Here is a 14191-nt window from a genome sequence, read left to right as displayed (position 1 = left end):
CAGCGGGACGGGCGTGTTCACCTCGGGCCGGCCGGGCTCAGCTCACCACCTTCAGCAGCAGCACCGACCGCGCCGGGACCGTCATGCTCCGCCCGCCGCGGTGCCGGGTACGGGGAGGGGCGGACTGGGCCTCCAGGGAGGTGTCCAGGACCACCTCGTACACCTCCGCCCACGGCGCCCCCGGCAGGACCCACTCCACCGGCCGGTCCCCGGTGTGCAGCAGCGCGAGGAAGCTGTCGTCCGTCACCTGCCGGCCCCGCTCGTCACGGCCCGGGATGTCCTGCCCCGACAGGTACATCCCCAGCGCGGCGGCCGGCGCGTACCAGTCCCGCTCCGTCATCTCCGCACCGGCCGGGGTGAACCAGGCCAGGTCCCGCAGCCCGTCCGCGCCCTGCGAGCGCCCGGAGAAGAACGCCCGCCGCCGCAGCACCGGATGGGCGTGGCGCAGCGCGATCAGCCGCGAGGCCAGGGCGAAGAGCGACTGCCAGGCCGGATCCTCCAGCAGCGACCAGTCCACCCACCCCGTCTCGTTGTCCTGGCAGTACGCGTTGTTGTTGCCGTCCTGCGTCCGCCCGAACTCGTCCCCGGCCACCAGCATCGGCACGCCCGTCGACAGCAGCAGCGTGGTGAGCAGGTTGCGCAGCTGGCGCCGGCGCAGCACGCCGATCCGGGGATCGTCGCTCTCGCCCTCCGCCCCGCAGTTCCACGACCGGTTGTCATGGGTCCCGTCCCGGTTCGCCTCCCCGTTCGCCTCGTTGTGCTTGCGCTCGTAGGAGACCAGGTCGCGCAGGGTGAAACCGTCGTGCGCGGTCACGAAGTTCACCGAGGCGTACGGCCGCCGTCCGCCCCACGCGTACAGGTCGCTCGATCCCGACAGCCGGTACCCGAGGTCCCGTACGTCCGGCAGCGCGCCCCGCCAGAAGTCCCGTACGGCATCGCGGTAGCGGTCGTTCCACTCCGTCCACAGCGGGGGGAACGCCCCCACCTGGTAGCCGCCCGAGCCCACGTCCCACGGCTCGGCGATGAGTTTGACCCGCCGCAGCACCGGGTCCTGGGCGATCACCGCGAGGAACGGCGACAGCATGTCCACGTCGTGCATCGAGCGGGCCAGTGCCGCCGCCAGGTCGAAGCGGAAACCGTCCACTCCCATCTCGGTGACCCAGTAGCGCAGCGAGTCCGTGATCAGCCGCAGCACGTGCGGGCGCCCCGCGTGCAGGGTGTTCCCGCAGCCCGTGTAGTCGGAGTACCGCCGCTGGTCGGACTGGAGCCGGTAGTAGCCCCGGTTGTCGATCCCGCGCAGCGACAGCGTGGGACCCAGCTCGCCCGCCTCCGCCGTGTGGTTGTAGACCACGTCGAGGATGACCTCGATCCCGGCGGCGTGCAGGGCCCGGACCATCCGCTTGAACTCCCCGACCTGCTGGCCGGCCGTACCGCTCGACGAGTACCCCGCGTGCGGGGCGAAGTAGCCGATCGAGTTGTAGCCCCAGTAGTTGCGCAGCCCCCGGCGCAGCAGGTGGTCCTCGTGCGCGAACTGGTGCACCGGCAGCAGCTCGACCGCCGTCACGCCCAGGTTCGTCAGGTGCTCGATCGCCGCCGGGTGGGCCAGGCCCGCGTAGGTGCCGCGCAGTTCCTCGGGAATGCCCGGATGGCGCATCGTGAAGCCGCGCACGTGCAGCTCGTAGATCACCGAATCGGCCCACGGGGTCTTCGGCCGGACGTCGTCCGCCCAGTCGTCGTCATCGTGGACGACCACGCCCTTCGGGACGAACGGCGCGGAGTCCCGGTCGTCGCGCACGGTGTCCGCGATGTACTGCTGCGGCCAGTCCCGGACGTGCGCGTACACCTCCGGGGGCAGCGTGAAGTCCCCGTCCACGGCCCGCGCGTACGGATCCAGGAGCAGCTTCGCCGGGTTGTACCGGGCGCCCGTCCAGGGATCCCAGCGGCCGTGCACCCGGAATCCGTACCGCTGTCCGGGGCGTACGCCCGGCACGAACCCGTGCCAGATCTCGTGGGTGTGCTCCGTCAGGGCGCAGCGGGTCTCGGCGCCGGCCTCGTCGAAGAGACAGACCTCCACCGCCTCCGCGCCCTGCGCCCACAGCGCGAAATTGGTGCCCGCGGTCCCGTCCGGACCGTGATGGAACCGGGCCCCCAGCGGATGCGAGGACCCCGGCCACACCGGTGCCCCCGGGCGCGCGTGCACCCGTGCCACCTGGCCCCTGACCTGGCCGTTCGATCGCTCCTTGGGCCGCTCCTTCGGCCGCTCCTGCGGTCGGCCGTCGATCTGCGGTACGAGCGGCGGATGGCCGCTCCGCACCGCTTCGACGGCATTGCTGACGGCTTCCACCGCCTCCTGCTCGGCTGCGCTCGACACTGCCCGCCTCCACGGCTCCTGGGTACCGGCGGGGGTAGGGGAGAGTGCGGCCCCGGCGTCCCGGCCTGGGCCCGCCCCCGTCTGGTCCTTCCCACTGTTCTGCCCGGACAGTTCTGCCCGGAACGTCGACCGCGCTCACGTTTCCCCGGGAGGGCCCGGTCGTTGGAGGGATCGTGACACTTCTGACGAGGCGGGCAGGGGCGGGCTTGGCCGCCGTGGCGGCATGGGCGGGCCTGCTGGGCGGGCTGGCCGGATGCACCCAGGACGGCAAGGCCCCGGTCGAGATCCAGCTGCCCGGCAAACCCCGCTCGCCGGACGAGGCCATCCGCATCACCCCCGACGACAACGCGAAGGGGGTCCCCGCGGACGGACGACTGTCGGTCACCGTGCCCGAGGGCCGCCTCGAACGGGTGGTGGTGACCAAGGTGGAGGACGCGCAGCAGGAACAGGTCCCCGGCGCCATCGCCGACGACGGGCTCAGCTGGAGCCCCGACCCGGCGTCCGGCCGGCTCGCGCTCGCGGCCAAGTACACCGTGGACGCCGTCGCCCTCGACGGGCACGACCGCCGCCAGGCCCGCCACACCACCTTCACCACCTACGTTCCCGAGGAGCGGTTCATCGGCTACTTCAAGCCCGAGAACCGCTCGACCGTCGGCACCGGCATGATCGTCTCCTTCAGGTTCAGCCGCGCCATCGAACGCCGCGCCGAAGTGGAGCGGGCCATTTCGGTCACCTCCGACCCGGGCGTGCAGGTCGTCGGCCACTGGTTCGGCCGGGAACGGCTCGACTTCCGGCCCAAGGAGTACTGGAAGGCCGGCACCCGGGTCACCGTGAAGATGGACCTGCGCGACATCGAGGGCGCGCCCGGCTCGTACGGCATCCAGGACAAGACCGTCACCTTCACCGTGGGCCGCTCCCAGGTCTCCACCGTGGACGCGGCCGCGCACACCATGGAGGTCCGCCGGGACGGGCAGCTGGTGTCGACCGTCCCCATCAGCGCCGGGGCGCCCAAGACCACCACGTACAACGGAAAGATGGTGGTGATGGAGATGTTCGACGTCACCCGCATGAACGGCCAGACCGTCGGCTTCGGCGGCGAGTACGACATCCCCGACGTCCCGCACGCCATGCGGCTCACCAACTCCGGGACCTTCCTGCACGGGAACTACTGGTCCAGCCCCGACGCCTTCGGCACCACCAACCTGAGCCACGGCTGCGTGGGCCTGCGCGACGACAAGGGAGGCGGCTCCGACACCCCGGCCGGCTGGTTCTTCGACCGGACCCTGGTCGGGGACGTGGTGGAGGTCGTGAACTCGCAGGACAAGACGGTCGCCCCCGACAACGGGCTGGGCGGCTGGAACATGTCCTGGGCGGACTGGGTCGCCGGCTCCGCCATCGCCTGAGCACCGGTCACTCTCCCGGCCACGCCCGGGAGAGTGACCGGTGTGATCGAAATGCCGTAGCCGAGAGTGTCCCCACCGCGCCCCGCCGAAGCCTGCCCCCAGCCTGTCAGGGCACATCAGGCCAGCAGGCAACGGACGGAGCGTCATGTCAGCTAGGAACTGGACCCTCGGGCTCGCGATCGGAGCCGTACTGGCCTCCGCGCCCGCGCCCGCGGCCTTCGCGGAGGGTCCCGGTGGCGGCCGGCCGGCGGTGGCCGCCAGAGCGCCGCTTCCCGGGGGGCTGGGGCCCTGCGTCCCGGGCGACTGCCCCGACCGCTACCCGCCCATCGGCACCGACGGCATCCCGCAGGGCCGCGACAACGGCATCAACATCTTCGCGGGCGGCGACTTCCGGGTCCGCGGGCGGGCCTCCGAGGCCGAGGGCCGGCTCGTCGTCCTCGGCGACTTCGACCAGGACAAGCAGGCGGACGGGGACAGCCGGTACAACGTCGGCATCGTCGGCGCCGGATCGAGGGTGCCCCCGCCCGGCGGCGCCGACTTCCTCACCACCGGCGGCTCGATCACCGTCGCGGACGGCGAACGCCTGCTCGCCGACGGCGGCGTGGTCCGGCACGCGGGCCCCGTCACCGGCGTGGTGACGGGCCGCCTGGTCCCGGACCCGGCCGCCGGCACCCCGTACGCGGGACTGCGCGACCGGCTCAGCGCCGCCAGCCAGTGCTACGCCCGCGTCGACGGGCGGCTCCGCCCGGCCACCGGCACGACCGTGAACAACGGCTTCGAGACCGTCTTCACCGGCGACAACTCCTCCGCGCTCCAGGTCTTCAACGTCGACGCGAACCTGGTCGGCAACGGGGGCGGCCAGCAGGGCATCCGGTTCACCCGCATCCCGGCCACGGCCACCGTCCTGGTGAACGTCCTCGGCACCACCCGCACGATCAGCACCTACAGCGGCGGCCTCGCGGACACCGACCCCCTCAACCGCTACCGCGACCGGCTGCTGTGGAACTTCCCGGACGCCACCACCGTGAACCTGACCGGCGGCGGCCAGTTCCAGGGCAGCTTCCTGATGGGGCAGCGGTCCTCGGAGACCACCGTCACCCTGCCCGGCATCAACGGACGCTTCTTCACCACCGGCTCCGTCACCCACGGCAGCGGCACGACCGGGGGCGGCGGGCAGGAGTTCCACGCCTACCCCTTCAACGGCGACCTGCCCGAGTGCGGCGGCCCGGCCCCGGTGACCGGCACGGTCTCGGTGCTCAAGCGGGATGCGGGGACGGGCGCGGCGCTCCAGGGCGCGCAGTTCGAACTGTGGCGTGAGACGAACGGGACGGAGGGCCTCCAGGACACCGCTCCGGGGGCCGACACCCTGGTCGCCGAGTGCACCACCCCGGCGACCGGCGTCTGCGAGCAGACCACCGGGCCCGGTACGTACTACTGGCGCGAGACGCGGGCGCCGCTCGGCTACGACCTGCCGGCCGACCGGGTCCACCGGGTGGACCTCACGGCCGGGAACGCCTCGGCCGGGGTCCGGTACGTGGCGGACAACCAGCGCACCCCCGCGCCGCCGGAGGCCGCACGGGTGGTGCTGCGCAAGACCGACGGGGCCACCGGCCTCCCGCTGGCCGGCGCGCAGTTCGAACTCTGGCGGGAGAGCAACGGCCGCACCGCGCTCCAGACGGAGGCACCCGCCGACACCCGCCTCGACGGGGTCTGCGTGACGGACACCCGGGGCACCTGCACGGTGGAGCTGCCGATCGGGCAGACGTACTACTGGCGCGAGACCGGCACCCCGGCCGGGTACGAGACCCCGGCCGACCCGGTCACCCGGTTCGACCTGGACCAGGGCGACGTGGCCGACGGCGTCGTCGTCACCGTCGCGAACACCCAGGTGAGCGAGGAGTACGAGGGCTCGATCCGGGTCGTGAAGCAGGACGCCAGGACCAGGCAGCCGCTGCGCGGCGCGGTCTTCGAGGTGTGGCAGGAGACCAACAACACCCCGGGCCTCCAGACGCGCGGCATCAACGCCGACCGCCGGGCCGCTCCCGGCTGCACCACCGACCGGACCGGCGTGTGCACCTTCGGCCCGCTCCGCGAGGGCTGGTACTACCTGGTCGAAACGGCGGTCCCCGCGGGCTACGTCCTGCCCGCCGACCGGGTCACCGGACCGCTGCGGCTGGACATCGGCACCCCGGACCGGCGCATCGAGGTCATGGTGCGGAACAAGCCCGTCGACCACGGCAAGGACGGCCACGGGAAGGGTGACCACGGGAAGGACAAGCACCCCAAGCACCCCAAGGGCAAGCACCCGAAGGGCGACCAGGGCAAGGGCAAGCACCCCAAGGGCGACCACGGCAAGGGCAAGCACCCCAAGGGCGACCAGGGCAAGGGCAAGCACCCCAAGCACCCGAAGCACTCCAAGCACCGGAAGGGCCCCCGGGCCTGAACCCCTCGGCGGCCGCCCCCGCGGGTTTGGCCTGATCACCATCCCGCCCCGGCCCCGGGGGCAGCCGCCGCACCGCCCCTCCCCTCAGTTGGGACGGAACGGTGACAAGACCGTGGCTCATCGTGATCCCTCCCTGTGATTACCTGTCGACAAGCGCGCGACTGTCCGTGCGCGGGGGACATGGGGAGAACACGAGTGAACCTGCAGCCGATACGCGGCCGCGCCCGCACCGGCCTGCCGGCCCTTCTGCTGGGGGCGGCCCTGCTGTTCACCACCGCCTGCAGTGGTGGCGGTGGCAACAGCAGCGGCAGCGGCGGCGACAACGGCGGGGGTGGCGGCAAGACCGGTACCGAGGCCTCCAAGGCGGTCGTCAGCGTCAAGCCCGACGACGGGTCCAAGGAGGTCGCCACGAGCGGCGTCCTGAAGATAACGAGCACGGGCGGCAAGCTCACCACGGTGACGGTCGCCGACACCAAGGGCAACGCGGTCGACGGCAAGCTCGCCGACGACGGCGCGAGCTGGGAGCCGGCCCGCCACCTGGCCTCCGCCACCGAGTACAAGGTGCACGCGGTCGCCAAGGACGAGGCAGGCCGGGAGTCCGCCAAGGACACCACCTTCACCACCCTGACTCCGACGAACACCTTCGTGGGCCACTACACGCCCGAGGACGGCGCGACCGTCGGCGTGGGCATGCCGGTCTCGATCAACTTCACCCGCGGGATCACCAACCCCGAGGCCGTCGAGAAGGCCATCACGGTGACGGCCGAGCCGGCCGTCCCGGTCGAGGGCCACTGGTTCGGCAACGACCGCATCGACTTCCGCCCCGAGAACTACTGGGCCGCGGGCACCAAGGTCACCGTGAAGCTCGCCCTGGACGGAGTCGAAGGGCGCCCGGGCGTCTACGGCAAGCAGACCCGTACGGTCACCTTCACCATCGGCCGCTCCCAGGTCTCGACCGTGGACGCGAGCGAGAAGGAGATGCAGGTCGTCCGTGACGGCCAGGTCCTCAAGACCGTCCCGATCACCGCGGGCGCCCCGTCGACGACCACCTACAACGGGCAGATGGTCATCAGCGAGAAGTACAAGGTGACCCGGATGAACGGCGCGACCGTCGGCTTCGGCGGCGAGTACGACATCGCCGACGTCCCGCACGCCATGCGCCTGTCGAACTCCGGCACCTTCGTCCACGGCAACTACTGGGCCTCCTCCGGCACCTTCGGCTCGGCGAACGTCAGCCACGGCTGCGTGGGCCTGCGCGACCAGCGCGGCGGCGGCGACCCCGACGCCCCGGCGGCCTGGTTCTTCAACGAGTCGCTGATCGGCGACGTGGTCATCGTGAAGAACTCGAAGGACAAGCAGATCGCCCCGGACAACGGCCTCAACGGCTGGAACATGCCGTGGGCGGAGTGGACCAAGTAACCACGGCGCGTACGTGAAGTGGCCCGGTGCTGTGACCCACAGCACCGGGCCACTTCACGTTAACCGACGCTAACCTGACCCGTATGACCCTCTCTCTCGAAGTCTCCGAAGGCGTCGGCACCATCCGCCTGGACCGGCCGCCCATGAACGCCCTGGACATCGCCACCCAGGACCGGCTGCGCGAGCTCGCGGTGGAGGCGACCGACCGGGCCGACGTCCGCGCGGTCATCATCTACGGCGGCGAGAAGGTGTTCGCGGCGGGCGCGGACATCAAGGAGATGCAGACGATGGACCACGCGGCGATGGTCGCCCGGTCCCGCGCGCTCCAGGACGCCTTCACCGCCGTCGCCCGGATCCCCAAGCCCGTCGTCGCGGCCATCACCGGCTACGCGCTGGGCGGCGGTTGCGAACTCGCGCTGTGCGCCGACTACCGGATCGCCGCCGACAACGCGAAGCTCGGCCAGCCCGAGATCCTGCTCGGCCTGATCCCGGGCGCGGGCGGCACTCAGCGGCTCTCGCGTCTGGTCGGGCCGTCCAAGGCCAAGGACCTGATCTTCACCGGGCGCATGGTCAAGGCCGACGAGGCGCTGGCCCTGGGCCTGGTCGACCGCGTGGTGCCCGCCGCCGAGGTGTACGAGCAGGCGCACGCCTGGGCCGCCAAGCTGGCGCAGGGTCCGGCGATCGCGCTGCGCGCCGCCAAGGAGTGCGTGGACGCGGGTCTGGAGGCCGACATCGACACCGGGCTCACCATCGAACGCAACTGGTTCGCGGGCCTGTTCGCCACCGAGGACCGCGAGCGCGGTATGCGCAGTTTCGTCGAAGAGGGCCCGGGCAAGGCGAAGTTCGTCTGAGCCGAGCCCCCCGGGCGGTGCTGTGGTCCTCCGTGGGGGTGGATTAGCCAGGCCTTAAGGCAGCCTTAAGGAGAAACGGTGATCCACTTGCTGTGATCACTCCCGTGCGGTGCGTCACCGCAGGTCAACGTGGATGAAGAGGCCTCCTTGTTGCCTCCCGCATATGACAGAACACCCCCTTGGATTCGTTGAATCCGGGGGGTGTTTTCCTGTGGAACGGCCCGGCGCGGTGGCTCGGCCGTCCATGATGGGTGCATGGCGGGCCTGGAGGGTGTGGAACAGCCGCGGCAGCGCGGCAGCGCTTCGGCGGTACGGCTCACGGCGGCACTGGAGGACGAACAGGGCCTCAAGGCGCTGGAATTGTACGGAAATCCGGCCGAGGCCGAAGTGACGTTGCCGTCCATGCCGGAGTCGGCGAGCACCGCGCGGCGGCTCACCCAGTGCGTGGTGATCCGTCTCTGGGGCCTCTCGCCGCAGATCGCCGAGCACGCCGTCCTGCTGGTCTCCGAGCTCGTCGGCAACGCGGTCCGGCACACCGGGGCCCGCTCCTTCGGCTTACGCATGCTGCGCCGGCGCGGCTGGCTCCGGGTGGAGGTGCGCGACCCGTCGCGCGGACTGCCCTGCCTGATGCCGGTCCACGAGATGGACACCACCGGCCGGGGGCTCTTCCTCGTCGACAAGCTGTCCGACCGCTGGGGCGCGGACCTGCTGCCGCGCGGAAAGATCACCTGGTTCGAGATGCGGGTCGCCGACCGCCAGAACGCCTGAAGCCCCCGCGCGCCGTATGGGGCGATCGGGGGGCTTCATGGGTGCGCCGAGGATCGAAGGGGGTGTGATCCTCGGCGTGGTGACTTCGCTCGGGTCAATGGGAAGCCGTGGTTCCGACTATGGCAGACGAGGCCCCAAACGCCAAAAGTCCCTAGTTGGACATAAGTGGGCAAATCATAAGACTTTCTAGCTAAATCCTAGGTGAGATGGGCCACTCACCTCGTAATCTATGAATAAGTATCGGCTGCTCTGTGTGAATCGTTGATCACTTAGCGACCCGATCACCTGATCGGCCCTTTTTGGCGACCGTCTTGAATTGGGTCAATCATTACCTTCCGGGTCATCCACCCCTTAAATGGGCAGGTGCTCTCACAACCAGGCCGCCGCGCAGCCCTGCGCGCGGCCGCTCTCGGGACGGCCGGCGCCGCCGCGGCCGGTCTCACCACCGCCTGCGGCCCGGGCCGGCCCGCCACCGCGTCCTCCGGCTCGCCGCCGGCTCCGGCTCACCCGGCCCGCCCGGCACAGGCGGCTCCGGCCGCCGCCCCGCGCCGGTTCGCAGGGCAGCCCGTCGAAATCGGCCACGGTCCGCGCGAGCGCCCCCGGGTCGCCCTCACCTTCCACGGCAACGGGGACCCCGCCATCGCCCGGGCCGTGCTGGCCGCGGCCGAGAAGGGCGGTGCGCGGGTGACCGTACTGGCGATCGGATCCTGGCTCGACGCCCACCCGGAGCTGGCCCGCCGCGTCCTCGACGGGGGTCACGAGCTCGGCAACCACACCCAGCACCACCTCGCGATCAACGACATGCCCGAGGCGGAGGCCTATGCCGAGATCACCGGCTGCGCCCAGCGGCTCAAGCGGCTCACCGGCTCCATCGGCACCTGGTTCCGGCCCTCCCAGACCCAGTACGCGACCCCGCTCGTCCAGAAACTGGCCCAGCGGGCGGGCTACCCGCACGTCCTCTCGTACGACGTGGACTCCCTCGACTTCACCTCGCCCGGCGCCGCGGCCGTCATCCGCACCGTCACCGGGACGATCCGGCCCGGATCGGTGGTGAGCCTGCACTTCGGCTACGCGGACACGGTCGACGCGATGCCTCCCCTCCTCGAAGAACTCGCGCGCCGCAAACTGCGCGCGGTGACCACCACGGAGCTGCTGACCCCATGACGACCACCCGCCTTCCCCGGACTGCCGGCGTGCTGCTGGCAGGGCTGGTCCTCGCAGCCCTGGCCGGCTGCGGATCAGCCGACAAGGGACCCGCCGAGGCGCTCGGCACCAAGGGCCCGGCCAAGCCCGTCAAGGCCGCGCCGGCCGCCCCGCCCGGTCTGCCCGGCATGCCGCCGGTCCTCGATCCGAACGACGTCTACGCGGCGGACCGGCCGAACAAGCTCTCCCCCGTGGTCAAGGACTTCCCGTCACGGGTCTACGTACCGAACACCAACTCCAACACGGTGTCCGTCATCGACCCGGCGACCTACCAGGTCATCGACACCATCCCGGTCGGGGTCCAGCCCCAGCACGTGGTCCCCTCCTGGGACCTGAAGACCCTGTGGGTGAACAACAACCGCGGGCACACCCTCACCCCGATCAACCCGGCCACCGGCGAGGCGGGAAAGCCCGTCGAGGTGCACGACCCGTACAACCTGTACTTCACGCCGAACGGCAAGTACGCGATCGTCATGGCCTCGATGGACAAGGAGCTGGTCTTCCGCGACCCGCACACGATGGACCGGGTGAAGACGGTCCCCGTGACCTGCTACGGCGTCAACCACGCGGACTTCTCCGCCGACGGGCGCTACTTCATCGTGAGCTGCGAGTTCTCCGGTGAGCTCCTCAAGGTCGACACCGAGCGGATGGAGGTCGTCGGTCAGCAGAAGCTGCCGTTCGAGGGCGCGATGCCGCAGGACGTCAAGGTCTCCCCGGACGGGAAGACCTTCTACGTCGCGGACATGATGGCGCACGGCATGTGGGTGCTCGGCGGGGACGCGTTCGAGACCCCCAAGCTGCTGCCCACGGGGAAGGGCTGCCACGGCCTCTACGTGAGCCGCGACTCCAAGGAGATGTACGTCTCCAACCGGGGCGAAGGCACGATCTCGGTCTTCAACTTCCCGGAGAACAAGCTCACCAAGAAGTGGACGCTGCCGGACGGCGGCAGCCCCGACATGGGCGGGGTCTCCGCCGACGGCAAGGTGCTGTGGCTGTCGGGCCGGTACAACTCCGAGGTCTACGCGATCGACACCCGGACCGGCAAGCAGCTCGCCCGGATCCCGGTGGGCGGCGGACCGCACGGCCTCGCCGTGTACCCGCAGCCCGGCCGCTACTCGCTCGGCCACACCGGCATCTTCCGCTGACGCAACCGGGACGGAACCGCGAGGGAGCCGGGCCGGAGCCGGTGCGGGACCCGAGGCGGGGGCCGATCGGGGAGGCCGCTACCCTGAGCCGGTCAACAAGGCATCATGAAGGAGTGGACCCAGTGGCGGACATCGAGAACGCGCGGACGACGTTCGGCAAGTTCGACGCGAACGGTGACGGCTTCGTCACGGCCGACGAGTTCAAGGCGGCCATGGCGGCCATGGGCGACCCGTACGTCACCGGCCCCGTCGCGGACGCCGTGATCGCCGCCAAGGACGCGAACGGTGACGGCCTGCTGAGCTTCGACGAGTTCTGGGCCTCCCTGAACAAGTAGTCCCTCCGCTGCCGCCCCCGCCCCGGTCCGCCGGAGCGGGGGCGGCAGCGTGCTCAGGCCCTCAGGCCCTCAGGCCTCAGCGCCGTGCTTCGGGTCTGTGGCCGGCCCGCCGGACATGTCCTCGACCTCGGCGAGGGCCTCCTCCAGCCAGTGCAGCCAGAACGACTCCAGCGCGATCCCGCCGTGCAGCACGAGCCGCCGCAGCCGGTCCTCCACGGCGTCCCGCCCCGGCGGGAAGTCCTTCTCCTCGATGGCCTCGTACTGCGCGAGCTGATCGCGGTGCAGCTCCAGGTGGCGCCGCAGCTCGGGACCGAGCCCCTGGGGCCCCACGACACCCGCCGCGCGGATCCGCAGCAGCAGGGGGTCACGCATCGGCTTGGGGTCCTGGCTCTCGCCGACCCACCGCGCCAGCTCCGCGCCGCCGGCCGGCAGCACCTCGTACTCCTTCTTCTGCCCGCGCACGGGCACCTCGCTGGGCAGTTCCCGGATCAGCCCGGACTCCTCCAGCCGACCCAGCTCGCGGTAGATCTGCTGGTGCGTCGCCGACCAGAAGTATCCGATCGACTTGTCGAACCGCCGGGTCAGCTCCAGCCCGGACGAGGGCTTCTCGAGCAGGGCGGTGAGGATGGCGTGCGGGAGCGACATGCGGTCATCCTAGGTTCGCGGCGGCGCGGGCCCCGAGGCCGCCTCCGTACGGCCGTCCCCCGGTGGCGGCACCGGGCAGCCCTGCCCACGCTGGGGGAGTGGCTGCCGCATACGACTACTCGGACCTGACCGCCCTCTACGTGAACTGCACCCTCAAACGTTCGCCCGAGGCCAGCAACACCGAGGGCCTGATCGACAAGAGCCGCGCCGTCATGGAAGCGGCCGGCGCCCGGACCTCGCTCGTCCGCGCCGTCGACCACGACATCGCGACCGGGGTCTGGCCCGACATGACCGAGCACGGCTGGGAGAGCGACCAGTGGCCGGTCCTCTACAGCCAGGTCATGGACGCCGACATCCTCGTGCTGTGCGGCCCCATCTGGCTCGGCGACAACAGCTCCGTGATGAAGCAGGTCATCGAGCGGCTCTACGCCTGCTCCTCCCTGCTGAACGAGCAGGGCCAGTACGCCTACTACGGGCGGGTGGGCGGCGCGCTGATCACCGGCAACGAGGACGGCGTCAAGCACTGCGCCATGAACATCCTCTACAGCCTCCAGCACCTCGGCTACGTGATCCCGCCGCAGGCCGACGCGGGCTGGATCGGCGAGGCCGGACCCGGCCCCTCCTACCTGGATCCCGGCTCGGGCGGCCCGGAGAACGACTTCACCAACCGCAACACCGCCTTCATGTCCTGGAACCTCATGCACCTGGCCGCCCTCCTCAAGCGCTCGGGCGGCATTCCGGCGCACGGCAACCAGCGCTCCCTGTGGGACGCGGGCTGCCGCTTCGACTTCCCCAACCCCGAGCACCGCTGAGCCCGCGCCCGGAGAGGTCCGCCACCGTGGAGCAACTGCTGAGAGTCCAGAACTTCAACGTCTCGCGCGACGGATTCGGCGCCGGCGAGCACCAGAGCCTCGAGCGGCCGTTCGGAGACGCGGATCCCGGGGAGATGTTCGCCTGGGCCGGAGCCACGGCGAGCTGGCCCATGCGGACCGCCCCCGGCGGGAGCCGGGGCCTCGACGACTACTTCACGCGGGACTACGCACGCAACATCGGCGCCGAGATCATGGGCCGCAACAAGTTCGGGCCCCAGCGCGGGCCCTGGACCGACCACGACTGGCGCGGCTGGTGGGGTGAGGAGCCTCCCTTCCACACCCCCGTGTTCGTCATGACCCACCACACGCGTCCGTCGTTCACGCTCTCCGACACCACGTTCCACTTCGTCGACGACGACCCGGCCACGGTCCTCGCCGCGGCCCGGGAGGCGGCACGGGGCAAGGACGTCCGCCTCGGCGGCGGGGCCACCACCATCCGTGCGTTCCTCGACGCCGATCTCGTCGACACCCTGCACGTGGCCGTCTCGCCGCTGGAGATCGGATCCGGGGCGAGGCTCTGGGAGTCCCCCGACGAGCTGCTCGACCGATTCCACCTCGACGTCGTTCCCAGCCCCAGCGGCGTGACGCACCACCTGTTCTGGCACAGGTGACGCGAGCCCGGCCCGATCGGCAGGACCGGGAAGACACCCTCTAAGGGCTGTCCCGTCATCCCGGGTGGATCAGCGTGCGGCGTCAGATGCGGTGCATCGCAAGGCGGAGGCACGTCCTCATACTG

At 71.1% G+C, this 14191-nt stretch carries 12 protein-coding genes; 10 read left to right on the top strand and 2 right to left on the bottom strand.

Annotated elements, in window-relative coordinates; all coding sequences use genetic code 11:
- Positions 1-37 precede the first annotated feature (37 nt).
- A complete protein-coding gene (gene glgX / locus ACGFZK_RS11095; protein ID WP_393848587.1) occupies positions 38-2371 on the bottom strand; it encodes a glycogen debranching protein GlgX in 2334 nt (777 codons plus the stop codon).
- 182 nt (positions 2372-2553) lie between these two features.
- Here glgX and ACGFZK_RS11090 point away from each other — a divergent pair, with 182 nt between their 5' ends.
- From ACGFZK_RS11090 to ACGFZK_RS11055, 8 genes are all read left to right on the top strand, one after another.
- A complete protein-coding gene (locus ACGFZK_RS11090; RefSeq protein ID WP_393848928.1) occupies positions 2554-3774 on the top strand; it encodes an Ig-like domain-containing protein in 1221 nt (406 codons plus the stop codon).
- A 145-nt stretch (positions 3775-3919) separates the two neighbouring features.
- Entirely contained in the window at positions 3920-6217 is a 2298-nt protein-coding gene (locus ACGFZK_RS11085; RefSeq protein ID WP_393848586.1) for a choice-of-anchor A family protein, read from the top strand.
- 180 nt (positions 6218-6397) lie between these two features.
- Positions 6398-7636, top strand: a complete 1239-nt coding sequence (locus ACGFZK_RS11080; protein ID WP_393848585.1) for an Ig-like domain-containing protein — start codon at positions 6398-6400, stop codon at positions 7634-7636.
- 83 nt (positions 7637-7719) lie between these two features.
- Positions 7720-8487 (top strand): enoyl-CoA hydratase/isomerase family protein, encoded by a 768-nt coding sequence (locus ACGFZK_RS11075; RefSeq protein WP_393848584.1) that lies wholly within the window; start codon positions 7720-7722, stop codon positions 8485-8487.
- Between the two features lie 255 nt (positions 8488-8742).
- Positions 8743-9255 (top strand): ATP-binding protein, encoded by a 513-nt coding sequence (locus tag ACGFZK_RS11070; protein WP_393848583.1) that lies wholly within the window; start codon positions 8743-8745, stop codon positions 9253-9255.
- Between the two features lie 363 nt (positions 9256-9618).
- Positions 9619-10419, top strand: a complete 801-nt coding sequence (locus ACGFZK_RS11065; RefSeq protein WP_393848582.1) for a polysaccharide deacetylase family protein — start codon at positions 9619-9621, stop codon at positions 10417-10419.
- Positions 10416-11603, top strand: coding sequence for a YncE family protein (locus ACGFZK_RS11060; protein WP_393848581.1), 1188 nt, complete (start codon positions 10416-10418; stop codon positions 11601-11603). Before ACGFZK_RS11065 ends, ACGFZK_RS11060 begins: the two co-directional genes overlap by 4 nt.
- Positions 11604-11725: 122 nt before the next feature.
- Positions 11726-11938 carry an EF-hand domain-containing protein gene (locus ACGFZK_RS11055; protein WP_393848580.1) on the top strand — a complete coding sequence of 71 codons (213 nt, stop codon included), beginning with the start codon at positions 11726-11728 and terminating at the stop codon, positions 11936-11938.
- A gap of 69 nt (positions 11939-12007) precedes the next feature.
- On the opposite strand, the gene ACGFZK_RS11050 is transcribed toward ACGFZK_RS11055, so the two are convergent.
- Complete coding sequence (locus ACGFZK_RS11050; RefSeq protein ID WP_393848579.1) at positions 12008-12583, bottom strand: PadR family transcriptional regulator; 576 nt, start codon at positions 12581-12583, stop codon at positions 12008-12010.
- 98 nt (positions 12584-12681) lie between these two features.
- Between ACGFZK_RS11050 and ACGFZK_RS11045 the strand changes: the two genes are divergently transcribed.
- Complete coding sequence (locus ACGFZK_RS11045) at positions 12682-13395, top strand: flavodoxin family protein (RefSeq protein WP_393848578.1); 714 nt, start codon at positions 12682-12684, stop codon at positions 13393-13395.
- Positions 13396-13421: 26 nt separating this feature from the next.
- Positions 13422-14066, top strand: coding sequence for a dihydrofolate reductase family protein (locus ACGFZK_RS11040; protein ID WP_393848577.1), 645 nt, complete (start codon positions 13422-13424; stop codon positions 14064-14066).
- The last annotated feature ends 125 nt before the right edge of the window (positions 14067-14191 follow it).

It is taken from the genome of Streptomyces sp. NPDC048257 (genome assembly GCF_043201855.1).
In the GTDB taxonomy this organism is placed as follows: domain Bacteria; phylum Actinomycetota; class Actinomycetes; order Streptomycetales; family Streptomycetaceae; genus Streptomyces.
This window is presented reverse-complemented; position numbering and strand designations above follow the sequence as displayed.

Bases quoted from the DNA above. Each gene is read 5' to 3' on its own strand.
- ACGFZK_RS11085 (WP_393848586.1), top strand. From the start codon at position 3,920: ATGTCAGCTAGGAACTGGACCCTCGGGCTCGCGATCGGAGCCGTACTG.
- ACGFZK_RS11080 (WP_393848585.1), top strand. From the start codon at position 6,398: ATGGGGAGAACACGAGTGAACCTGCAGCCGATACGCGGCCGCGCCCGC.
- ACGFZK_RS11075 (WP_393848584.1), top strand. From the start codon at position 7,720: ATGACCCTCTCTCTCGAAGTCTCCGAAGGCGTCGGCACCATCCGCCTG.
- ACGFZK_RS11070 (WP_393848583.1), top strand. From the start codon at position 8,743: ATGGCGGGCCTGGAGGGTGTGGAACAGCCGCGGCAGCGCGGCAGCGCT.
- ACGFZK_RS11060 (WP_393848581.1), top strand. From the start codon at position 10,416: ATGACGACCACCCGCCTTCCCCGGACTGCCGGCGTGCTGCTGGCAGGG.
- ACGFZK_RS11050 (WP_393848579.1), bottom strand. From the start codon at position 12,583: ATGTCGCTCCCGCACGCCATCCTCACCGCCCTGCTCGAGAAGCCCTCG.